This is a genomic window from Streptomyces sp. NPDC048600 (assembly GCF_055587025.1).
Genome location: NZ_JBVJGZ010000046.1, coordinates 23,339 through 45,136, shown reverse-complemented (window position 1 = coordinate 45,136; position 21,798 = coordinate 23,339). Strand labels below are relative to the sequence as shown.

General features: G+C 72.4%; 21 protein-coding genes and 3 pseudogenes. 8 read left to right on the top strand and 16 right to left on the bottom strand.

Annotation, left to right across the window (positions count from 1 at the left end):
• Positions 1-223 precede the first annotated feature (223 nt).
• Both ACZ6SQ_RS36370 and ACZ6SQ_RS36365 read right to left on the bottom strand, forming a co-directional pair.
• Complete coding sequence (locus ACZ6SQ_RS36370) at positions 224-502, bottom strand: DUF397 domain-containing protein (protein WP_469569943.1); 279 nt, start codon at positions 500-502, stop codon at positions 224-226.
• Complete coding sequence (locus tag ACZ6SQ_RS36365; protein ID WP_386387100.1) at positions 503-1,363, bottom strand: helix-turn-helix domain-containing protein; 861 nt, start codon at positions 1,361-1,363, stop codon at positions 503-505.
• A gap of 260 nt (positions 1,364-1,623) precedes the next feature.
• Between ACZ6SQ_RS36365 and ACZ6SQ_RS36360 the strand changes: the two are divergent.
• Positions 1,624-2,217, top strand: a pseudogene (locus tag ACZ6SQ_RS36360) (ATP-binding protein); the annotation flags it as partial.
• 377 nt (positions 2,218-2,594) lie between these two features.
• Complete coding sequence (locus ACZ6SQ_RS36355) at positions 2,595-2,987, top strand: hypothetical protein (RefSeq protein WP_469569940.1); 393 nt, start codon at positions 2,595-2,597, stop codon at positions 2,985-2,987.
• A 125-nt stretch (positions 2,988-3,112) separates the two neighbouring features.
• Here ACZ6SQ_RS36355 and ACZ6SQ_RS36350 read toward each other — a convergent pair whose 3' ends face one another.
• The 4 genes and pseudogenes from ACZ6SQ_RS36350 to ACZ6SQ_RS36335 all read right to left on the bottom strand — a co-directional run bounded on the left by ACZ6SQ_RS36350 (position 3,113) and on the right by ACZ6SQ_RS36335 (position 5,977).
• Positions 3,113-3,286 carry a hypothetical protein gene (locus ACZ6SQ_RS36350; protein ID WP_356691975.1) on the bottom strand — a complete coding sequence of 58 codons (174 nt, stop codon included), beginning with the start codon at positions 3,284-3,286 and terminating at the stop codon, positions 3,113-3,115.
• Between the two features lie 155 nt (positions 3,287-3,441).
• Positions 3,442-3,702, bottom strand: a pseudogene (locus ACZ6SQ_RS36345) (DUF899 family protein); the annotation flags it as partial.
• 19 nt (positions 3,703-3,721) lie between these two features.
• Positions 3,722-5,074, bottom strand: coding sequence for an amidohydrolase (locus tag ACZ6SQ_RS36340; protein ID WP_469569947.1), 1,353 nt, complete (start codon positions 5,072-5,074; stop codon positions 3,722-3,724).
• A gap of 63 nt (positions 5,075-5,137) precedes the next feature.
• Positions 5,138-5,977 (bottom strand): nucleotidyltransferase domain-containing protein, encoded by an 840-nt coding sequence (locus ACZ6SQ_RS36335; RefSeq protein WP_469569937.1) that lies wholly within the window; start codon positions 5,975-5,977, stop codon positions 5,138-5,140.
• A 292-nt stretch (positions 5,978-6,269) separates the two neighbouring features.
• Here ACZ6SQ_RS36335 and ACZ6SQ_RS36330 point away from each other — a divergent pair.
• Positions 6,270-6,668: pseudogene (locus ACZ6SQ_RS36330) on the top strand (RidA family protein); the annotation flags it as partial.
• Entirely contained in the window at positions 6,642-7,118 is a 477-nt protein-coding gene (locus tag ACZ6SQ_RS36325; protein WP_469569945.1) for a GNAT family N-acetyltransferase, read from the top strand. The pseudogene ACZ6SQ_RS36330 and the gene ACZ6SQ_RS36325, both read left to right, overlap by 27 nt.
• Before the next feature lie 84 nt (positions 7,119-7,202).
• Here ACZ6SQ_RS36325 and ACZ6SQ_RS36320 read toward each other — a convergent pair whose 3' ends face one another.
• Entirely contained in the window at positions 7,203-8,036 is an 834-nt protein-coding gene (locus tag ACZ6SQ_RS36320) for a uracil-DNA glycosylase (protein WP_469569934.1), read from the bottom strand.
• A 134-nt stretch (positions 8,037-8,170) separates the two neighbouring features.
• On the opposite strand from ACZ6SQ_RS36320, the gene ACZ6SQ_RS36315 reads away from it, so the two are divergent.
• Positions 8,171-8,695 (top strand): RNA-binding S4 domain-containing protein, encoded by a 525-nt coding sequence (locus tag ACZ6SQ_RS36315; RefSeq protein ID WP_469569931.1) that lies wholly within the window; start codon positions 8,171-8,173, stop codon positions 8,693-8,695.
• Positions 8,696-8,787: 92 nt separating this feature from the next.
• On the opposite strand, the gene ACZ6SQ_RS36310 is transcribed toward ACZ6SQ_RS36315, so the two are convergent.
• Entirely contained in the window at positions 8,788-9,297 is a 510-nt protein-coding gene (locus tag ACZ6SQ_RS36310; protein ID WP_469569928.1) for a DoxX family protein, read from the bottom strand.
• Between the two features lie 179 nt (positions 9,298-9,476).
• Positions 9,477-10,178 carry a class I SAM-dependent methyltransferase gene (locus tag ACZ6SQ_RS36305; RefSeq protein ID WP_469569926.1) on the bottom strand — a complete coding sequence of 234 codons (702 nt, stop codon included), beginning with the start codon at positions 10,176-10,178 and terminating at the stop codon, positions 9,477-9,479.
• Between the two features lie 251 nt (positions 10,179-10,429).
• Between ACZ6SQ_RS36305 and ACZ6SQ_RS36300 the strand changes: the two genes are divergently transcribed.
• Positions 10,430-10,696, top strand: a complete 267-nt coding sequence (locus ACZ6SQ_RS36300; protein ID WP_469569924.1) for a DUF6343 family protein — start codon at positions 10,430-10,432, stop codon at positions 10,694-10,696.
• Positions 10,697-10,703: 7 nt separating this feature from the next.
• On the opposite strand, the gene ACZ6SQ_RS36295 is transcribed toward ACZ6SQ_RS36300, so the two are convergent.
• The 4 genes from ACZ6SQ_RS36295 to rpsA form a co-directional block, all read right to left on the bottom strand.
• Positions 10,704-11,084 carry a tetratricopeptide repeat protein gene (locus tag ACZ6SQ_RS36295; RefSeq protein ID WP_469569922.1) on the bottom strand — a complete coding sequence of 127 codons (381 nt, stop codon included), beginning with the start codon at positions 11,082-11,084 and terminating at the stop codon, positions 10,704-10,706.
• 123 nt (positions 11,085-11,207) lie between these two features.
• On the bottom strand, positions 11,208-11,822 hold the full coding sequence (gene coaE / locus ACZ6SQ_RS36290; protein WP_469569919.1) for a dephospho-CoA kinase: 615 nt from the start codon (positions 11,820-11,822) through the stop codon (positions 11,208-11,210).
• An 89-nt stretch (positions 11,823-11,911) separates the two neighbouring features.
• Positions 11,912-12,850, bottom strand: coding sequence for a PAC2 family protein (locus ACZ6SQ_RS36285; protein ID WP_469569916.1), 939 nt, complete (start codon positions 12,848-12,850; stop codon positions 11,912-11,914).
• Positions 12,851-13,054: 204 nt separating this feature from the next.
• A complete protein-coding gene (gene rpsA, locus ACZ6SQ_RS36280; RefSeq protein WP_469569914.1) occupies positions 13,055-14,545 on the bottom strand; it encodes a 30S ribosomal protein S1 in 1,491 nt (496 codons plus the stop codon).
• Positions 14,546-14,930: 385 nt separating this feature from the next.
• Between rpsA and ACZ6SQ_RS36275 the strand changes: the two genes are divergently transcribed.
• Positions 14,931-15,743: a class I SAM-dependent methyltransferase gene (locus tag ACZ6SQ_RS36275; RefSeq protein ID WP_386387115.1), complete on the top strand. Its 813-nt coding sequence runs from the start codon at positions 14,931-14,933 to the stop codon at positions 15,741-15,743.
• Between the two features lie 162 nt (positions 15,744-15,905).
• Positions 15,906-18,428 (top strand): ATP-dependent helicase HrpB, encoded by a 2,523-nt coding sequence (gene hrpB / locus ACZ6SQ_RS36270; RefSeq protein WP_469569912.1) that lies wholly within the window; start codon positions 15,906-15,908, stop codon positions 18,426-18,428.
• On the opposite strand, the gene pgfA is transcribed toward hrpB, so the two are convergent.
• The 3 genes from pgfA to ACZ6SQ_RS36255 all read right to left on the bottom strand — a co-directional run bounded on the left by pgfA (position 18,418) and on the right by ACZ6SQ_RS36255 (position 21,474).
• Positions 18,418-19,410, bottom strand: a complete 993-nt coding sequence (gene pgfA, locus ACZ6SQ_RS36265; RefSeq protein WP_469569910.1) for a cell envelope lipid trafficking protein PgfA — start codon at positions 19,408-19,410, stop codon at positions 18,418-18,420. The two genes, hrpB and pgfA, sit on opposite strands and share 11 nt — an antisense overlap.
• A 20-nt stretch (positions 19,411-19,430) precedes the next feature.
• Positions 19,431-19,565: an SPW_0924 family protein gene (locus ACZ6SQ_RS36260; protein WP_469569908.1), complete on the bottom strand. Its 135-nt coding sequence runs from the start codon at positions 19,563-19,565 to the stop codon at positions 19,431-19,433.
• A 169-nt stretch (positions 19,566-19,734) separates the two neighbouring features.
• Positions 19,735-21,474, bottom strand: a complete 1,740-nt coding sequence (locus ACZ6SQ_RS36255; RefSeq protein ID WP_469569905.1) for a lytic transglycosylase domain-containing protein — start codon at positions 21,472-21,474, stop codon at positions 19,735-19,737.
• Between the last annotated feature and the right edge of the window lie 324 nt (positions 21,475-21,798).

Genomic DNA, 21,798 nt, shown 5'->3' with positions numbered 1-21,798 from the left:
CCCCCCCCCCCCCCCCCCCCCCCCCCCCCCCCCCCCCCCCCCCCCCCCCCCCCCCCCCCCCCCCCCCCCCCCCCCCCCCCCCCCCCCCCCCCGCAGCGGTTTCGTCATGTGCGTTCAGCATGTGGTGCGCACAGTGTTCAGCGTGTGGTGCGCACGTTCAAGATCGTCCGGCTGGAGAGGCCGGCCGCGGAACTGGCGGTAAAAACATCTGGCACAAGGCCGTTCAGGACAGGAGGAAGTCGGCCACCCCCGCCTTGGCGCCCTCGATGAACGCCGTCATCTCGGCGGAGGTGTAGATCAGCGCGGGCCCGTCGGGGTCGGTGGACTGCCGCACGGCGATACGGCCGTCGGCGAGTTTCATGGCCTCCAGGCAGTTGCCGCCGTTGCCGCCGCTCCACGGCTTGTGCCAGCCCTCGCTGCCCAGCTCCCGGGCGGGCATGCCGTTGTAGATCCGCGGGCCGCGGAATCGTGGTGCTTTGGGCTGGGCGTCGATGCGATCCATTCACAGCTCCTTGCGGAGATCCCGGAGGATCTCCTTCGTGCGATGTGCCGTAGCGGCCTGCGCCGCCATGCGGTCCATGACCTCCAGGTGGGTCGCCACCTCGGATCGCGCGTCGAGGTAGACCGCGCCGGTCAGGTACTCGCTGTAGACCATGTCCGGCAGTTCGGGCACGGCGAATCGGAACAGCACGAAGGGCCCGTACGTGCCGGGATGCGGCCCCGTGGCGAACGGGACGACCTGCAACGTCACATTCGGCAGCTTCGTGGCCTCGAGCAGCCTGTCGATCTGGGCACGCATCACCTCCGGCCCGCCGACCCGCCGGCGCAGCACGGTCTCGTCCATCACGACCCAGAACCGGGGCGCGCCCTCACGGGTGAGCAGGTCCTGGCGTTGCATGCGCAGGGCGACATACCGCTCGATGTCGTCCGGCCGGGTCTGGCCGACGGCACCGGAGAGCAGCACCCCGCGCGCGTAGTCCTCGGTCTGGAGCAGGCCGGGGACGAAGTGCGGTTCGTAGCTGCGGATGAGACTGGCGGCTCCCTCCAGGCTGACGTGCATGGAGAACCAGCCCGGCAGGATGTCGTGGAACCGCTGCCACCAGCCGGGCCGATTGGCCTCCTCGGCCAGCCGCACGAAGGATTCCGCCTCGTCGTCGGGGACGCCGTAGGCCTTCAGCAGCAGCTGGAGGTACGGGATCTTGAGGGCGACCTCGGCCATCTCCATGCGGCGGACGGTGGCAGGGGCGACACGCAGGACGCGCGCCGCCTCCTCGCGCTTGAGTCCCGCGCGTTCCCGCAGGTCCAGCAGGCGCCGACCGAGGACGACCTGTCCCACCGTCGGCGCGGACCGCGGTTCGCTCACGCTCCACCTCCACCGACCGAAACCCTAGGAATGCCGACAGCCCTGCGGCGCCATCCGAAGACCCGTTCGAAACCTTGGTGACGTCCTGGAGGTCCGTCATACAGCCTGATCCAGACAGTTTCCGTACATATCAGGCCGGGCCGGACATGTCCGGCGAGGTCTCGGCGATCCCAAGTGGCGCCGCTCGACGTGCTGTTGCGAGCAGTGTGCCACGGCCGTCCACCGCGTCACACAGCACTCTGCATTTTTCAGAGTGACACTTGCCAAGTGTTCACGGCGGGGAGATAGTGGCAAGCGTGATTCCGTCCGCGCCCTTAGGAACAGACGCCGCCGCAGGTCCTCTCGGCCTCGGCGCCGCCACCGGTCCCCACGGGGCCGGGCTCGAGCGCCGGTTCCGTTTCGAACTGGCCGCTCATCCGGGTTCCCCCGCCCAGGCCAGACGGCTGGCGCGGGCACGGCTGACCGGGTGGGCGGTGTGCGAGGACACCGTCGACACGGCGGCTCTGGTCATATCCGAGCTGGTCACCAACGCGATCGTGCACACCGCGAGCACGGTCGTCGCCTGTGAGCTCCAGGACGGCGACGACACCGTGCGGATAGCCGTGCGCGACGAGGGCTGCGCGCCCACCGAGCCGCATCCCTGCTCGCAGCGGACGGAGGAGGAGCAGGGGAGGGGGCTGCTTCTCGTCCAGGCGCTGTGCCGCTCCTGGGGTGCCATGGAGAACGGCACCGGGCTCCTGGTCTGGGCGGAACTCGCCCGCGGGGCCGACGCCGACGAGCCGCGCGACGACCTGGGCTGGGTCGCCCGCCCCAAGCCCGGGTCCTCCCAGGAGGGCTCGGAGGAGGACGGCGAGACCGAGTCCCGGCACTGTCCGGGCCAGGGCGGCTCCCGCGGCGACGAGAGCACGGGGCACCACTCCCCCGCGCGGGGCGGACCCGGCACCGGCGAGCCCCATCACCACACGGGCCACCATCCGGGCGACGCCCACCGTCACCCGGCCCCGCACTCCGGTGACGCCCACGCTCACCCGGGGCACCGCACGGGCGAGGCCCACCACGCCGGCGAGGCCCGTCATGGGTCGCCACAGCCCGGCGAAGGCCACCGCCCCACTCCCGCGCACTTCGGCGAGGGACATCACCACACGTCCCAGGACTTCGGCGAGGTCCGCCACCCCGGATCGCGCCGGAGGCACGGGTGAGCCCCTCCCGGCATCCCGACCGGGTGCTCAGCATGGACACGCTGGTCCGGCTGGGCCGCAGCGCACGTCTCTCGCATTCGCCCCGCCCCCTGCCGGTCCCGCCCGGCATGATCGCCCCGTTGGGCTGCGACGCGGTGGCGATTCCCGCCCGGCTGGGGCCGCTGCTCACGCCGCGCCTCCCGCGCGTCGGCTGTGTCTACTCCGACGACGCGCACTGGTGGTGGCTGGTCCCGTCCGACTCGGACTACGCCCTCGACTGGCCCGGGCCCGCCCACTACGCCCGTGGCGCGCTGGCCCCGGGTGCCCCGCGTCTGATCCACCGGCCCGAGGGCAGACTTCCGTACACCCCGCCGATCCCCCTCTACCTCGCCCTGTGCCGCCTCACGGGCGCCACGCCGACCTGGTCGAGCCCGATCAGCGCGTAGGACACGGCCTCCCGGGACCGGCCCGCCGGGCCCCCGTCGTCAGGCGCACGGCCGCGTCGGCTTCATCGGCCCAGCCCCCGACACCGTCCCGGTACGACGGCCCGCACCAGGGCGGGCCGACGGTCTCACTCCGTGCTGTCGCAGCGGACGATCACGAGGAACGTGTCCGTCGCCAGGTCCATGACCACCTCGGCGGGCAGCCCTTCCATGCGGCGCGCCTGCGCGAACTCCTCCGCAGGCCACGATCCGCGCGGCCCGCCTGCGGGAAAGCGTTCGAGCACCCTTCGCCCGTTCACCATCCAGCACCTCCACAAAGCGTCGTCCTGGTACGAGTTAACGCCCGCAGAGGGGGAAAGACCTCGCTCGGTGACGGTACTGAGACGTAGTTGACACTCGTCCACCGCCCTGTGTGAGCTGCGTCTCCGCCAGTTCACCGCTTTGACTACCGTGTGCATCAGTCCTCGTACTCGTCGTGATGGCGAACCGCCCCACCGCCCACGGGCGCCCCGAACGCCGCCGCGCGCCCCTCGGGTTGCTCCCACTCCTCCCGTCGGCCCAGTGCGGTGAGGTCGAGGAGGCTGGTGGTCGAGCCGAGGCGGTCCAGGCCGCGTCCGAAGACCGGGTAGGTGTGGAACACCCGGTCGAGGTCGCGCAGGAAGCAGCTGATCCCAGACCGCTCGGCGAGCTCCCCGTCCTCCTCCAGGGTGACGTCGAAGCCCCGCGCGAGGATTTCCTCAGGTGTCGTAGTCCTGGAGGCGCCTGCCGTGGCCGCGGTCGACGAGGGCGGGGAGCCTGGCCGCCAATTCCGCCGCCACCGCCGGGACGTCGATCGTCAGCAGCTCACGGTCGCGCATCAGGACGCGGCCGTCGACGATCGTCGTCCGGACGTCCGCCGCGCGGGCACTGTGCACGAGCGTGGCGGCGAGGTCGTGGACGGGCTGGGTGTGCGGTCCCGTGAGGTCGACCAGCACGATGTCGGCGCGCCGCCCCGGCGCGATGCGGCCCACCCGGTCGCCCAGCCCGACGGCCGCCGCGCTCTGCACCGTCGCGTGGTGCAGGGCCTGACGGGAGGTCAGCCAGCGCGGATCGCCCTCGGTGGACTTCTGGACGAGCGCGGTGAGCGCCATCGACTCCCAGACGTCCAGGGAGTTGTTGGAGGCGGCGCCGTCGGTGGCGAGGCCGACGGGGATACCGAGGGCCCGCAGCGCGCGGACGGGTGTGGTGGTGGGCCAGGCGAACTTCAGATAGCCGCGCGGCGCGCTCGCCACGGCGATCCGGCCCCCGGCGCGTTCCAGGACAGGCAGATCGCGGTCGAGGATGCCGGTGCCGTGCGCGATGAGCAGGTCGGTGTCGAGCAGTCCGGTGCGTTCGAGCACCTCGATGGGCGTGACGCCGTCCCGGGCGAGGCTGGTCTCGGCCTGGTCGCGGTTCTCGGCGGCGTGCAGATGCACGGGCAGTCCGTGCTCGCGCGCGAGGCCGGCGGTGGCGGCGAGGTCGTCGTCGGTCACGGTGTAAGGGGCGTGCGGGGCAAGGGTGGTGGTGATACGGCCGCCCGCGCCGCCCCGATGGCGCAGCGCGAACTCCAGTGACTCCTCACGGCCCCGGGGTCCCTGCGAGGAGAAGTACGCCTGCCCCAGATGGGCACGCATCCCGGACTCGGCGACGACGGCCGCCACCGCGTCCATCGCGAAGTAGTGGTCGGCGAAACAGGTCACGCCGCCGCGGATCATCTCGGCACAGGCGAGCAGCGCCCCGAGTTCCACGTCCTTCGCGGTGAGGTTGACCTCGACCGGCCAGACGACGTCGTTGAACCACTCCTCGGTCGGCAGGTCCTCGGCAAGGCCGCGCAGGGCGACCATCGGGGCGTGCGTGTGACAGTTGACCAGGCCGGGCAGGGCCACCTGGCCGCTCGCCTCGATACGCTCGGCCGCCGGCAGGTCCACGGCCTCGGCCGCCCCGGTGACGGCCCGAACGGCTCCGTCCCGTACGACGATCGCGGCCTCCTCCCGGAACCCGATCCGCTCCTGAGCGTCATGCACGAGGACCGTGCATCCGGTGATGACGAGATCGGCACGGGACTCACTCATCACGCTCATCACGCCAACGTACGCCCGGGTCGTCGTCGGGCGTGAGCCGAACCGCGTATCCGGTCACGCCTCCGCAGCCCCTGCGGCGGGACGAGCGCGCTCGTCCCCACGGGGCACGCGAAGGCTCCCCTCGGCCGCCTCGACCGCCCGGGCGAAGAGTGCCTCGGCGTCGGCGATCGCCCGGACCAGGGCAGCCGGTTCGGGGGTGAGCCCGGTCAGAAGCCGGTCGACCTCGTGCAGGCCGGCGCGGGTGAGGAGGTGCTTGTCGTTGGTGACCCACTCCCCTCGCGCCGCCAGTACGGCGTGGGCCGTCTGGGTGGCGGCGAGGGCGATCGTGCCGGCGACCTGGGTGAGGGCGCCCTTGGGGGCATGGCCGGCCTTGGCGTACGCGAGGGTGGCGGTGGCCACGCCGTACCAGCGGCCGGGCGCGGTCCGGCGCAGTTCCGCCGGATACGCGGCCGGACGCGGCAGGTCGCCCCGGAGCACCTGGTTGATCGCGAGTTCCGCCACGAGCAGGTAGCTCGGGATGCCCGCCAGGTGGAACATCAGCGGCTCCACATGGAACCGGCCCCGCTCCGCCTCAGCGAGTTCACGCTCGACCACGTCGAGATCCCGGTAGTGCACATCCACCCGCCGGTCCTCGATCGACAGCCAGGCTCCCCCGTTGAACACCCCGCCGCCCCAACCGCCGACCTCGGACACCTCGCCCTGCCAGCCGAGGGCACGCAGGTGGGCCGGGTCGAAGGCGCCGCGGTAGTAGACGGCGAGGTCCCAGTCGCTGTCGGGACGGTGGGTGCCCTGAGCACGGGACCCACCCAGGGCGACGGCCCGGACGGTGGGGAGCGCGGCCAGCCGGTCGGCGGTCGTGTCGAGGAAGCCGCGGTCGGAGGTGTGGAGTTGCACGGCGGCTCCTGTGTGGGTCCGGGCGTCCTGCGGGGCGTCGGCAGCGTATGCGGGCCGGCCCGGCTGGGGCGACACAGATTCCGCGCCGGGCGGGAGCGGGCCCGGTCCGTCGAGCGAGGGGACGGCGCGGATCCCGTGCCGGGGCTCGGTCGATTGCCGTGCTCGACCGCCGCGCCGTAAAGCGGGTGCGGGGAGCGGGCGCGAGCCGGATGATCTGGGGATGCCCCGGTCCGCGCCGCCCCCGACGGGCGACCGGCCTTCCCCTTCCAACATCGTCGAGGAGCCCCTCCGTATGATCCGGCGCGTCACCGTCCCCACCCTCTTCCCGCCGCCCGTCTACTCCCACGCGTCCGTGGTCGAGGCCGGTACGAAGCTGGCCTTTCTCGCCGGTTCGGTGCCTCTGGACGCCGAAGGCAAGCTGGTCGGGCCGGGAGACCCGGTGCGGCAGGCGGAGCAGGTGCTCGCCAACCTCGGTGAGCAACTGCGTTCCGTGGGCAGCGACTTCGCCCATGTCGTGTCGACCGAGGTGTACGTCGTGGCCGGTGACCCCTCGGCGCTGCACGCGGTTTGGGAAGTCGTCGAGGCGTCCGGGCTGAGCACGGGGCCCCACTCGTCGACGCTGCTCGGCGTGGCCTGCCTCGGCTACACCGGACAGTTGGTGGAGATCACGGCCACGGCCGTCGTCCCCGAGGCGGAGGCCGTCACCCTGCGGCGGGCGGGCGGCGCCGACGCGGAGGCCGTGGCCGAGGTCTACCTCCGGTCCTTCGACACCGCCCTGCCGACCGTCGTACGCCCCCACACCGACGACGAGGTCCGCGCCTACATACGCGATGTGGTGGTGCCCCGGCGGGAGACCTGGGTCGCGGAGGCGCGGGGCACGGTCGTCGGCATGATGGTGCTCGACGGCGAGACGGTCTCGCAGCTCTACCTCGCCCCCGACTGGCGCGGCCGCGGCATCGGCGACCGGCTCCTCGCCCTCGCCAAGGAACGCAGCCCGCGAGGCCTCGGCCTGTGGACCTTCCAGGTCAACCAGCCCGCCCACCGCTTCTACGAACGCCACGGCTTCCGCGCCGTCGAGCACACCGACGGCAGCGGCAACGAGGAGCGGGAGCCGGACGTACGGTACGAGTGGCGGCCCTGAGGCACCCGACCCGGGGCAGGGCAGGCCACCGAGTCCGGGATGCCCCGGGCGAAGGTGGTTCCCTTCCTCCTCACGCCGTGCCGCTCAGAGCCCCTCACCCGGCCCGTCGCCGACTGTCGCCAGCCCCGCCGCCCCGGCAGCCGCCCTCAGCACCTGCCGCAGCATCGCCGGGGTCAGTCGGCCGGTGAACGTGTTGCGCTGGCTGACATGGAAGCAGCCGAAGACCGTGAGGTCGTCACCGCCCTCGCCGTCCCGGAGGCTCACCCACGCTCCGTGCCCGAACACCGGCCGCGGCCTCGGCACCGTCCAGCCCGCCTCCGCCAGCGCCGGCAGCGCGGCCTGCCAGCCGAACGCCCCCAGCACGACCACGGCCCGCAGTGTCGGCCGGAGCAGCCGCAGCTCCCGCACCAGCCACGCCCGGCACATGTCCCGCTCCCCCGGCGTGGGCCGGTTGGCGGGCGGCGCGCAGTGCACGGGCGCCGTCACCCGTACCCCGTGGAGCTCCAGTCCGTCCCCGACCGCGACCGAGGTCGGCTGGGACGCCAGCCCCACGTCGTACAGCGCCTGGTACAACACGTCCCCCGACCGGTCCCCCGTGAACATCCGCCCGGTGCGATTGCCCCCGTGCGCCGCCGGAGCCAGCCCCACGATCAGCAGCGCCGCGTCATCCGGCCCGAACCCCGGCACCGGACGCCCCCAGTAGGTCCAGTCCGCGAACGCCGCCCGCTTCTCCCGTGCCACCTCCTCCCGCCATTCCACGAGCCTCGGACAGGCCCGGCAGTCCGCGATGCGCCGGTCCAGGGCAGCGAGATCCCGGAGGGCACCGAGACCGGGGAGCGGGAGCGCCGATGGCGTGGTGGGACCGGAGGGTGCCGTGGCCGGGTCGGAGGGAACGGTGGCTTCGGGGTCAGGGGACATGTCTCCACGGTAGGGCGGGCGGGAGCAGGGCCCCGAGAACCGCGCCCGACCCTTCGGCCACCCCTCCCACGCTGTCCGACAGCCTGGGGAAAACGAGTCCAGCTCCTTCCTCTCTTAGAGCTAAGGTCGATGTCATGGCTTCCCAGGACCCGGACGACATCCAGCCCCCCGGCGCCGACGACGCTGCCCCGCAGCCCGACCCGAAGACCGCGGCGGCGGTTGCCGCGGCCGAGGCGGCAGGGCCCGCCGGTGGCGAGAGCGTGCGCGTCGACAGCTGGATCTGGTCCGTCCGCCTGGTCAAGACCCGGTCCGTCGGAGCCACGGCCTGCAAAGGCGGCCACGTCAGGGTGAACGGCGAGCGGGTCAAGCCCGCGCACTCCCTGCGCGTGGGCGACGAGGTGCGCGTCCTGCAGGAGGGCCGGGAGCGGGTCGTCATCGTGAAGCGGCTGATCCGCAAGCGGGTCGGCGCCCCGATCGCGGTCCAGTGCTACGTGGACAACAGCCCGCCCCCGCCGCCCCGCGAGGCAGTTGCCCCGGCCGGCATCCGCGACCGCGGCGCGGGCCGACCCACCAAGCGGGACCGCCGCGAGCTGGAAAGGCTGCGCGGAAACGGCGGACTGGGCTTCCTCCCGGGAGGCCGCTCGCCCCGAGAGGAGTGACGTCCTCGGGGTGAGCCCACCGGAACCGTGCCCGCCCCGGCTCCCCTCGGGGTGAGCCCGCCGGAGCCGCGCCGAACCCGGCTCCCCTCCCGTCATCCGCCCTTCCGCACCAGACGCAGCAGCTCGGTGTTGTGACCACGCCGGGCCCAGGCGATCAGGGCGAGCGGCACGATCAGGATGAGCGGGGTGGCCGCGTTCTCCCCGTCGAACGCGGCCATCTGGAAGTAGAACGCCCCGACCATCAGACCGCTGAGCGCCATGGCCGCCACGGACTGGAGCACCGGCAGCAGCAGAGCAATCGCACCGGCCAGTTCCAGCGCGCCCACGGTGTACATGCCCTCACTGCTCCAGCCCATCTGGTCGAAGATCTCGGTCGCGGAGGAGTGACCGACCAGCTTGGGCAATGCGCTCGCGATCCCGAAGAACAGCGCGAGCACGATCTGAAGACCCCGCAGCGCGATCCGGGCCCGTCGGCCGCGTGCAGTGGCGGACTCGGCGACGCTCGTGCCACGGGTGACGGAGGAACCGCCGATGACGGAGGGACCGCCGACTACGGAGGTGGCGGAAGCAGCAGCGGTGACACGAGCGGTGGTCTCGGACATGAGGTCCTCCTGTGCGCGAGGGTCTGTGGTGTTGTCACAGGGCTAGACCCGCACGCCTGCCCGAACTCATCGCTCTCCAGGCGGCTTTCTCCGCCTCTCTCGCCCCTGGGTCGCTCGACTCGCCCCGGGGTCGCTCGACTTGCCCCTGGGGCGCTCGCCCCACTTGCCGACAGCCCCGCTCAGTCGCCCTGGCCCCCTCTCGCCGGGTCCCGCACCGCGCGCACCCATATCCCGTCCGGCGTCAGGTACTTGTCCGCTCTCAGCCCCGCCTCCCCCAGCGCGTCCTCGAACTGCTCCGTCGTCAGGGGCCGGGACAGAAAGGTCTGGGTCCACACGGCGTCCGGGAACTCGTACTCGGCGCGGACCGAGTGCACGCCGTCGCCGACCGGGTCCGCGGACACGATCCGTACGGTGAAGCCGCTGGGATCGACCCGCTCGCGCGGCAGATCGGTGTGATAGTCCGCCCCTTCCCGCTGGATGAGCACACAGCCGCCGTCGGCGACATGCCGGGCGCAGGTGCGCAGCATGCCCCGCCGCACGTCGGCGTCCCCGGCGTGGACGAGGAACGAGGCGAGCATCACGACGTCGAAGGTCTCGCCGAGGTCGAGGTCCTCGATGGCACCGCATATCGTGCGGGCGCCGCGGACACGGGCGAGCATGTCCGGTGACTCGTCCACCGCGGTGACCGTGAAGCCGCGCTCCAGCAGGGGATGCGTCATGCGTCCCACACCGCTGCCCAGCTCCAGGATGCTCGCGCCCGCCGGGACGGCCGCGGTGACGACGTCCGGCTCGTCGCCGGCCGGCAGCCGGGAGTAGAGCTCGACCGCACAGCCGTCGGGGGTGATCGCACCCGGTCCCGTACCTTCGTACCCTTCTCGCATTTCCAGCCTCATGCCCGTCCAACGGCCCGCGTCCGCACGGCCGTTCCCCGCTCGCACACTTTCACTCCTTCGTGTGAGCGAGGCTGCCCGAGGCAACCCTTCCGGCATCGGCGGGGTCCGCCCGAGCTCCGGCGCGACCGGCCGCGCCGGATCCGCGCAGCCCGCCGCTCCCTCTCCCTCCGTCCCCTCTCCGCACGCCTTGGAGAACACCCCGGGCGGGAGTACGTTTCAAACAGGGAGTGACGACAGCGATGCGTACGGGCAGTGAACCGATGACCGCGCGCAGTGCCCTGCGGATGCGGTTCTGGCTGAGCCTGTGGGGTGTGGCCTGGGCGATCTTCGGCACGGCCGCGTTCGCGCTGGCGGACCGGATCGGGTGGGCGGCGGCGTGCGCCGCGCTGTGGCTGGTGGCCACCGTCGACCTGGCCGTCGTGCTGCGGCACATACGACAGGGCCCGCACTATCAGCCGGGCCCTGATGTTCCGCCGTACCGGCCGCCCGAGGGCGGTGGCCGGTGAGCGGCGGTCATGTGTCGAAGCGTGCCGCCTTCACGTACTCGGGGTTCGGGTCGAGCGCGGCCGCCAGCCGGAAGTGGCGCTTGGCCACGTCGGGGCGCGCCTGGCGCTCGTAGGTGCGGGCGAGCGCGAAGTGGGCGAAGGCGTTGTCGGGCTCGCGCTCCAGGACGATGGTGAACTCCAGTTCGGCGGCCCGCAGTTGTGCCCGGGCGAAGAAGGCACGGGCCCTCAGCAGCCGGGCGGCGGTGTTCTCCGGATGCTCGGCGATGACCCGGTCGAGCAGCTTCACCGCGCCGCCGGGGTCCCGCGCGGCGAGCAGTTGCTCCGCGGCACGGAAGTCGATGACATGCGTCTCCGGAGTACGTCCGGTCGAACCGCTGGTCTCGGGCACGGCACAGTCCTTCCCACGCTGGATCGTTCCAACGCCCGCAGCGGACAACGCTATTCCCCGCCCTTCTCTCCGCCTCACCGCCACGGGCCCCTCGGGACGGCTCGCACACGCCCCTCGGACGGCTCAGGAGCGGCCGACGCGGTCGCGGGCACGCTCCGCGAGGTCCTCCCACACTTCGTGTACCCGGCGACGGAGCTCGGGAAGCGGCACGTCGTTGTCGATGAGGACGTCGGCGATCTCCCGGCGCTGGTCGCGGGTGGCCTGCGCGGCCATTCGCGCGCGTGCGTCCTCCTCGGTCATGCCGCGCAGCCGTACGAGCCGGTCGAGCTGTGTCCCGGGAGCGGCGTCGACGACGATCACCAGGTCGTACATCCCGGCCAAGCCGTTCTCGGTCAGCAGGGGCACGTCGTGGACGACGACGGCGTCCTCGGGTGCGGCGTCCTCCAGCTCGCGGGAGCGCGCGCCGACGAGGGGGTGGACGAGGGAGTTGAGCAGCGCGAGCTTCTCCGGGTCGCCGAACACGATCGCGCCGAGCCTGGGCCGGTCGAGGCTGCCGTCCTCGGCGAGCACCTCTTCGCCGAAGGCGTCGACCACCGCGGCGAGCCCCGGAGTCCCGGGCTCGACGACCTCGCGCGCGATGCGGTCCGCGTCGATCAGCACCGCCCCGCACTCCACGAGCAGCCGGGACACCTCGCTCTTGCCGGCACCGATGCCGCCGGTCAGGCCCACTGTCAACATGGGCCGAGCTTAGGGCCTGGCACCGACAGGGCCCGTGCCGGGTCCGACGCAGACGGCGGTTCCGCCGGGCCCACCGGGCCCGGCCGAGCTCAGGCGTCGCCCTCCCGCTCCGCCAGGAACCGCTCGAACTCGCGGCCGATCTCGTCCGCCGACGGGATGTCGGCCGGTTCGGCGAGCATGTTGCCCCGGGTCTCCGCGCCCGCGACCGCGTCGTACTGGTGCTCGAGGCCCTGGACGAGCGCGGTCAGCTCCTCGTCGCCCTCCCTGATCTGCCGGTCGATCTCGGTCTGGGTGACCTGGGCCTCCGTGCGCAGGGCGTGCGCGATACCCGGCAGGACCAGCCCGGTGGCGGCCGTGATGGCCTCCAGCACGGTCAGGGCCGCGTCGGGGTAGGCGGAGCGGGCGATGTAGTGCGGGACATGGGCGGCGACGCCGAGGACGTCGTGGCCGGCCTCCATGAGGCGGTACTCGACCAGCGCCTCGGCGCTGCCCGGCACCTGCGCCTCGTCGAAGGGGCTGCGATGGCCGGGGACCAGGTCGGTCCGGTTGCCGTGCGGCGTGAGGCCGACGGGGCGGGTGTGCGGCACGCCCATCGGAATGCCGTGGAAGTTCACGGCGAGACGGACGCCCAGCCGCTCGACGATCTGCGCGACGGCTGCCGCGAAACGCTCCCACTCGACGTCCGGCTCGGGGCCGGACAGCAGCAGGAAGGGCGCCCCGGTGGCGTCCTGGACAAGGCGGACCACGATGCTCGGTTCGTCGTACGCGGTCCAGCGGTCGCGCCGGAAGGTGAGCAGCGGGCGACGGGCCCGGTAGTCCACGAGCCGGTCGTGGTCGAAGCGCGCGACGACCTGGTGGGGCAGCGTGTCGAGGAGCCGGTCGACGATCTGGTCGCCGGTCTCGCCCGCGTCGATGTATCCGTCGAAGTGGTAGAGCATGACAAGGCCGGCGGACTCCTGGGCGAGCGCCATGTCGACGACGGCCAGGCCCTTCGGCTCCCACGTGTACAAACCCTGCGGATCAAGCACAGTGACCGCTCCTCCTCGTGTCCTCGTGAACAACAAGGCACAGCGCGTGCGCATTCCCCCGCCCCGCAAGGGACGCGGGGAACTGCGCGATCAACCATGACCGCCCCGCAGACACACACTCACCACGGGCGAAGAAAGACCAAGAGGCCGCACCTGGAAGGTGCGGCCTCTCGGATCAACTGCTAGACGTCAGCGGCGAGCGGTTCAGCTCTGGCCGCCCGCCAGCTTCTCGCGCAGGGCAGCCAGCGCCTCGTCCGACGCCAGAGCGCCGGAGTTGTCGCCACCCTCGGAGGAGTACGAGCCACCGGTCGCGGCCGGAGCCGCAGCCTCGCCGCCCTCGGCGGCAGCAGCCTCGTCGGCCTCACGGGACTTGATGACCTGCTTCTGGTGCTGCTCGAAGCGGGTCTGCGCCTCGGCGTACTGGTGCTCCCACGTCTCCCGCTGGGTCTCGTAGCCCTCGAGCCAGTCGTTGGTCTCGGGGTCGAAGCCCTCGGGGTAGATGTAGTTGCCCTGGTCGTCGTAGGACGCGGCCATGCCGTACAGGGTCGGGTCGAACTCGACCGTGGCCGGGTCGGCACCGAAGGCCTCGTTGGCCTGCTTCAGCGAGAGGCTGATGCGGCGACGCTCGAGGTCGATGTCGATGACCTTGACGAAGATCTCGTCGTTGACCTGGACGACCTGCTCCGGGATCTCCACGTGGCGCTCGGCCAGCTCGGAGATGTGGACCAGACCCTCGATGCCCTCGTCGACGCGGACGAACGCACCGAACGGAACCAGCTTCGTGACCTTGCCGGGCACGACCTGGCCGATCTGGTGGGTGCGGGCGAACTGCTGCCACGGGTCTTCCTGGGTCGCCTTCAGCGACAGGGAGACGCGCTCGCGGTCCATGTCGACGTCGAGGACCTCGACGGTGACTTCCTGGCCGACCTCGACAACCTCGGACGGGTGGTCGATGTGCTTCCAGGACAGCTCGGAGACGTGGACCAGACCGTCGACGCCACCCAGGTCCACGAAGGCACCGAAGTTGACGATCGAGGAGACGACGCCGGAACGGACCTGACCCTTCTGGAGGGTCGTGAGGAACGTCTGGCGGACCTCGGACTGGGTCTGCTCCAGCCAGGCACGGCGGGACAGGACCACGTTGTTGCGGTTCTTGTCCAGCTCGATGATCTTCGCCTCGAGCTCCTTGCCGACGTACGGCTGGAGGTCGCGAACACGGCGCATCTCGACCAGGGAGGCCGGGAGGAAGCCGCGGAGGCCGATGTCGAGGATGAGACCACCCTTGACGACCTCGATGACGGTACCGGTGACGATGCCGTCCTCTTCCTTGATCTTCTCGATGGTGCCCCAGGCACGCTCGTACTGGGCGCGCTTCTTCGAGAGGATCAGGCGGCCTTCCTTGTCCTCCTTCTGGAGGACCAGGGCCTCGATCTCGTCGCCGACGGCCACGACCTCGTTCGGGTCGACGTCGTGCTTGATCGAGAGCTCGCGGCTCGGGATGACACCTTCGGTCTTGTAACCGATGTCGAGGAGAACCTCGTCCCGGTCAACCTTGACGATGACGCCGTCGACGATGTCGCCATCGTTGAAGTACTTGATCGTCTCGTCGATAGCGGCGAGGAAGGCTTCCTCGTTACCGATGTCGTTGACCGCAACCTGCGGGGTGGTGGCGGTGGTCTCGGTGCTGCTCGTCATGTGGGAAAGGGCTCCGGTACGGACATTGAAGTCGTAGGTACTGCTACGCCGGAGCCCGTTTCGCTCTGCAGAAGCCGGACAGCTTAGGAAGCGCCCCACCTGGAAAAACGGTGGCACGCCTCGACAACCGAGGGGACATACAACAGATGCAAGCGCAGCCTGCTACGTCTGAGGTGCGCAGGCCCGCAGCGCAACTTGTAGCATACGGGGGCAGCCGGGCAGGGTCAATGCGCGAAGGCGCACACCCGGGGCGGAACACCGCATATCCGGCACAAATTCAGTCTTCCGAGGCCACGCGGAGCCCGGGGCACGCCTGTCGTGAGGGCCCTCCCCGGAACGGGTTGGACGGAAGAGTACGACGAGGGAGCCGATCATCCAAGAGTCCGTGTCTGCCGAGTCCGCGGCCGCCGAGCCGGAGGCCACCCGGCGTGAGGCCGGGGCTGCGGAGAGTTCCCGCGCGAACCGTGGCTGGTGGGACCGCAACGCCGACGAGTACCAGATCGAGCACGGCACGTTCCTCGGGGACGACCGCTTCGTCTGGGGTCCCGAGGGCCTCGACGAGGTCGAGGCGGAGCTGCTCGGCCCGCCCGAGGAGCTGAAGGGCAAGGACGTCCTGGAGATCGGCGCCGGCGCGGCGCAGTGCTCACGCTGGCTGGCCGAGCAGGGCGCCCGCCCGGTCGCCCTGGATCTCTCCCACCGCCAGCTCCAGCACGCGCTGCGTATCGGCGGAACGTTCCCTCTGGTGTGTGCCGACGCCGGTGCCCTGCCCTTCGCCGACGCCTCCTTCGACCTGGCGTGCTCGGCGTACGGGGCGCTGCCCTTCGTCGCCGACCCGGTCCAGGTGCTGCGGGAGGTGCGTCGTGTGCTGCGTCCCGGCGGCCGGTTCGTCTTCTCGGTGACCCACCCGATCCGCTGGGCGTTCCCCGACGAGCCCGGCCCCGAGGGGCTGAGCGTGTCCGCCTCCTACTTCGACCGCACGCCGTACGTAGAGCAGGAAGAGGACGGCAGCGCGGTCTATGTCGAGCACCACCGGACGGTCGGCGACCGGGTGCGGGACATCGTCGCCGCCGGGCTCAGGCTGGTGGACCTGGTGGAGCCGGAGTGGCCGGCCTGGAACACGTCCGAGTGGGGCGGCTGGTCCCCGCTGCGCGGCCATCTGATCCCGGGCACGGCCATCTTCGTGTGCGAACGGGACTGACGGGCGCTTACCAAGCGGAAACGAACAGAACCGCGGGACCGGCCGCGAGTGTACGCCTGCAGGCTCGCACTCGCGGCCGGAGGACCGTTCCGGGCCGAATGAGCATGGGAGACCGATCGACCGAGCGTTCCGGGACGTACGACGACGTACGACACTGATCGGGTGATCCGTTACGACGCCCTGGACGCCCTGCCCGTACGCGCGGCCCTGCCCGAACTGGTCGACGCCCTGGACACGCGGGGTACGGCCGTCCTGGTCGCGCCGCCGGGCACGGGCAAGACGACGCTCGTGCCGCTCGCCCTGGCGGGGCTCCTCGGTGAGGGCCCCGCGCGGCGCGTGGTCGTCGCCGAGCCGCGCCGGATCGCCGCGCGCGCGGCGGCCCGGCGGATGGCGTGGCTGCTGGGCGAGAAGCTCGGCGAGAGCGTCGGGTACACCGTGCGCGGCGAGCGGGTCGTGGGGCCACGCGCGCGTGTGGAGGTCGTGACGACCGGTGTGCTGCTGCAGCGGCTCCAGCGGGACCAGGAGCTGACGGGCGTGGACGCGGTGGTGCTCGACGAGTGCCACGAACGCCACCTCGACGCGGACACGGCGGCGGCGTTCCTCTGGGACGTGCGCGAGACGCTGCGGCCCGAGCTGCGGCTCGTGGCGGCGTCGGCGACGACCGACGCGGAGGGCTGGGCACGGTTGCTGGGCGGTGCGCCGGTCGTCGAGGCCCGGGGGGTCGCGCATCCGGTGGACGTGGTCTGGGCACCGCCCGCGCGGGCGGTTCGGCCCCCGCACGGCATGCGTGTCGACCCGGTCCTGCTGACCCATGTGGCGGCGACGGTACGGCGGGCGCTGGCCGAGCGCGACGGGGACGTGCTGTGCTTCCTGCCCGGGGTGGGCGAGATCGCGCGGGTCGCCGGGCAGCTGGGCGGCCTGGGGGATGTCGAGGTGCTCCAGGTGCACGGCCGGGCTCCGGCGGCCGTGCAGGACGCGGTGCTGTCGCCCGGTGCGCGACGCCGGGTCGTGCTGGCCACGGCGGTGGCGGAGTCCTCTCTGACGGTGCCCGGGGTGCGGGTGGTGGTGGACGCGGGGCTGGCGCGTGAGCCGCGGGTGGACCACGCGCGCGGGCTGAGCGCGCTGACGACGGTGCGGGCCTCGCAGGCGGCCGGCCGGCAGCGGGCGGGCCGGGCCGGGCGTCAGGCTCCCGGCGCGGTGTACCGCTGCTGGGCGGAGGCCGAGGACGCGCGTCTGCCCCGGTTCCCCTCTCCCGAGATCAAGGTGGCCGACCTGACGGCGTTCGCGCTTCAGGCGGCCTGCTGGGGCGATCCGGACGCCTCGGGGCTGGCGCTCCTCGATCCGCCCCCGGCCGGGGCGATGGCGGCGGCGCGGGCGGCGCTCACGGCGGTGGGGGCGGTGGACGCCGCGGGGCGGGCCACGGAGCGGGGGCTTCGGCTCGCGCGGCTGGGGCTGCATCCCCGGCTCGGACGGGCCCTGCTGGACACGGCGGGCCCCGGCGCCGAGGTCGTGGCCCTGCTGTCGGAGGAGGCGCCGCGCGAGTACGGGGACGATCTAGCGGGCGCGCTGCGGAGTTCCCGACGCGGGGGTGACGCCTACGCGGAACGCTGGCGTCGTGAGGTGCGGCGACTGAAGGGCGTGGCCGGGGAGATCGCGGGTGCAGACAGCCGGGACGCCGTGCGGGCGGCCGGCGCGGCGGGTTCCCCCGGTGGTGACGACCGGGTGGCCGGTCTGGTCGCCGCGCTCGCCTTTCCTGAGCGGGTGGCGAGGCTCGACGGCGGGTCGTACCTCATGGCCTCCGGCACTCGGGCCGACCTCTCCGAGGCCTCGGCGATGCGCGGCTCCTCCTGGATCGCGGTCGCCGTGGCGGACCGTCCCGTGGGCCGGGGGCACGCGCGTGTGCAGCTCGGCGCCGTCATCGACGAGGACCTCGCCCGGCTCGCCGCGGGCTCGCTGCTCGACGCGCGGGAGGAGGTCCACTGGGCCGAGGGGGACGTCGTGGCACGCCGGGTGGAGCGGCTGGGGGCGATCGAGCTGGCGGCGCGGCCGCTGCGGGACGCCGACCCCGCCCTGGTCCGGGAGGCTCTGCTGACCGGGCTGCGGCAGGAGGGGTTCGGGCTGCTGCGCTGGTCCGCCGACGCCGAGGTGCTGCGGCAGCGGCTGGCCTTCCTGCGCATGCGGCTGGGCGAGCCGTGGCCGGATGTCTCGGACGACGCGCTGTACACGCGCGTGGCCGAGTGGCTGGAGCCGGAGCTCGGCCGCGCCCGGCGGCGGGCGGACCTGGCCCGCATCGACGCCGGCGAGGCGCTGGGCAGGCTGCTGCCGTGGGCCTCGGGGGACGCGGCGCGGCTGGAGGAGCTGGCACCGGAGCGGATCACGGTGCCGAGCGGGTCCAGGATCCGGATCGACTACGGGGATCCGGAGCGGCCGGTGCTGGCGGTGAAGCTCCAGGAGATGTTCGGGTCGCAGGAGTCACCGAGGCTCGCCGGGGTGCCGGTGCTGGTGCATCTGCTCTCGCCCGCCGGGCGCCCGGCCGCCGTGACGGCCGATCTGGCCTCCTTCTGGCGGGACGGCTACAAGGGCGTGCGCGCGGAACTGCGCGGCCGCTATCCGAAGCACCCGTGGCCCGAGGACCCGGCGACGGCGGAGCCGACGCGGCGCACCAACGCCGCGCTCAGGCGCTGACCGGCTCGGCCGCCGAGGACGTGTCCGGCGCGGGTCCGGACGGGCGTCTGCCGCGTGCCTCCAGCCAGAGGGCCAGGGCGAGCAGCACGGCGCCCAGGGTGAGGAAGCCCCAGGGCAGGCGGGAGGTGAGGAGCAGGACCAGGGTGCGGTTGGACTCGACCAGGTCCACGGTGTGCTCGATGTAGTCCTCGCGTATCTTCACGTGCCCGGCGAACGCCGTCACCTTGTCCCGGTCGCCGAGCAGGGTGCCGCCGCGCAGCTCCTCCTTGTGGATCTCCTCGCCGTAGACGGGCGCTCCGGTGACGGGCTCGACCCAGAACCTGCGGACGGTGGTGTACCAGCGGGTCGTGCCGGTGGCGGCGACGGACTCGGGGGTGACGCCCTTGACGGGCATGGCCTTGGGGAACGCCACCTCGGTCCAGGGCACGGTCTGCTCGAAGAAGTAGACCTCGAGGCCGCGGAAGCTGCGGGTGCCCTTGTAGTGGATGGGCGCGGAGGTGCGCGTCTGGGCGTCGAAGTACTCGTAGTTCCGTTTTTCGGTCAGGAACGGCCATTTGAACTCGATGCCCTCGCGTCGGACCGGATCGCCGTCGACCATCTCGCCGGTGGCGTGGACGGGTTCCTGGGTGTGGGCGTCGAAGATGTACCGCTCGGGGATGCGGGAGACCATGCGGCCGTCGGGGCCCTGGACGTAGGAGAGGGTGTCCCAGACGACGACGTCGCGGCCGGCCGAGCGCTCGATCCGTTCGGACGCCTCCACGTTGCCCCTGAGCGTCTGCACGATGGTCACCTTCGGGACCGTGCGGGCGCGCATGGTGCCGTAGTCGAGCAGGGTGGCGTTCTTCGCCTCCAGGACCATGTCCTGGTACTGGTTCGCCGGGACCTTGGCGAGGCGCGGGAAGGCGTACCAGCGCAGCAGGGGGGACAGGGCCGCGAAGAACACGGCGAGGGCGAGCAGGACCAGTCCGGACGTACGGCGCATCGCGGCCTCCCTCGGGGCGGTCAGGGGTGGGCGGGAACCGTCGTCAGCAGGGGCTTCGGGGACGTCCCGCCCCTGGGCGAGCCGAGGGCCGTGATCGTGAGGACGAGGGCGAACGCGAGGGCGAGACCGGTCGCGGCGGCGATCAGGGCGCGCATGCGGGGCCTCCCGGCGGCGACGGAACCGTGACTGACTGACCGTCAGATCCGGGCACCGTAGCAACGTGGAGGCGAGAAGAGAACACGTTGCGCATACGGGCGCGGGGCAGCGCACGAGGGCGCCCTGGCCGTCATGACGGAGAGGGCGCCCTCGTGCGTATGCGCGGGGTCAGGCGGAAGGCGATGCCGAGGGGGTCGGCGTGGTGGGCGTCTCGGTCGCCGGGGTGGTCGGCGTCGGCGTCGGCGACGCGGCCGCCTCCACGGTCAGTTCGACGGTGAGTGTGGCACCGCCGTCGGTGGCGACGCGCAGGAGGTAGGTGCCCGCGGTGTCGTCCGCGTACAGCTTCGGCAGCACCAGCCGGCCGTTCGCGTCCGTCCGGAGGCCGCCGAGCGTACGGACGGCGTTGCCGGCGGCGTCCTTGAAGTAGGGGCCCTTGTCGTTCTGACTCGGGTCGTCGGCCGACACGATCAGGGTCGCCGTGGCGGCGACGCCGCCCGCGGCCGCGCCCTGGCGGGTCGCCTGCACCTGCACCTGCTCGGCGAACTCGCCGCCCGCCGGGCAGACCAGCGCGCCGTCACCGACCCGGGCGAGGGCGTCGGCGGTGCGCGCGGTGACGGTGGCGGTGTAGTCGACGCCGGTGACCGAGCGGCCGACCACGGCGGCGCGGACGGTGAAGGTGCCGGTCTTCTCCCCGGCGCGCAGCGCGGGCGTCACGGCGACACCCGAGGCGTCGGTGAGCACCGTGGCGACGTTCTCGCCGCCGGTGAAGGTGGCGTCGGTGTCACCGGTGATGGTGAACCGGATGCGGACCTTGCCGACGGCCTTGCCGGTTCGGGTCTCCGCCCTGGTGCTGATCGTCTCGGCGAAGGCGTCGCCCGCCGTGGCGGTGAGCTCGGCGGTGCCCGCGTCCTCCAAGTGGTGGACGGTGTCGGTGGGCGTGCTCGGCGTGCCGGTGGGCGGGGTCGTCGGACGGCCGGGGATCGGGAGCTGCGGTTCGCGGCCCGGCTTGGTCTCGGACGGCCTCGGGCTCGGGGTCGACGGCTTGCGCGGCGGGCGCTGCTCGCCGCGCGGGGTGTCGCTGCGGTTGCCGGGGAGCGATCCGGTGCCGTCCGGGATCTCGTGGGCGCCCTCGCGGTAGTACTCCAGCCACGACAGGACCGTGTTGAGGTAGTCGGTGGAGTTGTTGTAGCTGAGGATGGCGCGGTCGAGGTCGTCCTGGCTCGACAGGTCCCAGCCGAAGCGGCACAGGTAGTGGGCGGAGGCGAGCGCGGCGTCGTAGATGTTGTTCGGGTCCTTGAGACCGTCGTCGTTGCCGTCCTTGCCCGCCCAGGCCCAGGTGGAGGGGATGAACTGCATCGGGCCGACGGCCTGGTCGTAGGCCGAGTTGCCGTCGTAGGCGCCGTTGTCGGTGTCCCTGATCAGGGCGAAGCCGTTGCCGTCGAGCTGCGGGCCCAGGATCGGGGTGATCGTGGTGCCGTTGGCGTCGACGCGGCCGCCGCGGGCCTGTCCGGACTCGACCTTGCCGATGGCGGCGAGGAGCTCCCAGGGCAGGTTGCAGCCGGGCTTGGACGCGTTCAGCCGGGAGGCCGCCCTCTTGTAGGCGTCGAGGACGGTGGCGGGTATACCGGACTCGGTCCCGCCGGCGCCCGGCGCGACCGTCGACGACGTGGTGGGGGCGGGATTCGGGCTGTTCAGCGGCGGCAGGTCCGTGTAGTACGGGGAGTTGCCGGTCGCGCTGTCGTCCGCGCCGACGTCGGGCGTCGGCTGGGAGTCGGCGGTGGTCGATCTGCCCTCGTCGTCGACCGTCGCTCCCGGAGCCTGGGACGCGGACAGTGCCGCGACCGCCACAGCGGCCACAGCGGTCGTCGCCGCCCCCTTGCGCAGACGCCTGCCGATTTGCGCCGCCATGAAATGAACCCTCCCGTGGACGCCTGAGCGCCCGCCTCCGTTTGTTGCCCTCGCCCTGTTGTGACTGCCGACGCCTGGGGTCGGTTGCATCGGCGCCCGATTTCAGCGCTTTGTTCGTTCGTGCGACCGGATCCGCGCGTCTGATCGGACAGGTCCGTTACGTCCGATCAGGTGCTCGCTCCGGTGCGCCGCACCACGCGACCCTACGACAACTTCCCTGCCCCGTGGACCGGTTCGCGCCCCGTTTTCACCGTTTGGCCATGTGGCGTTGGTCGATGTTCGGATGTTCATCGGAGGCCGTTTCCGCGCAGGTCGGTCGCGCAT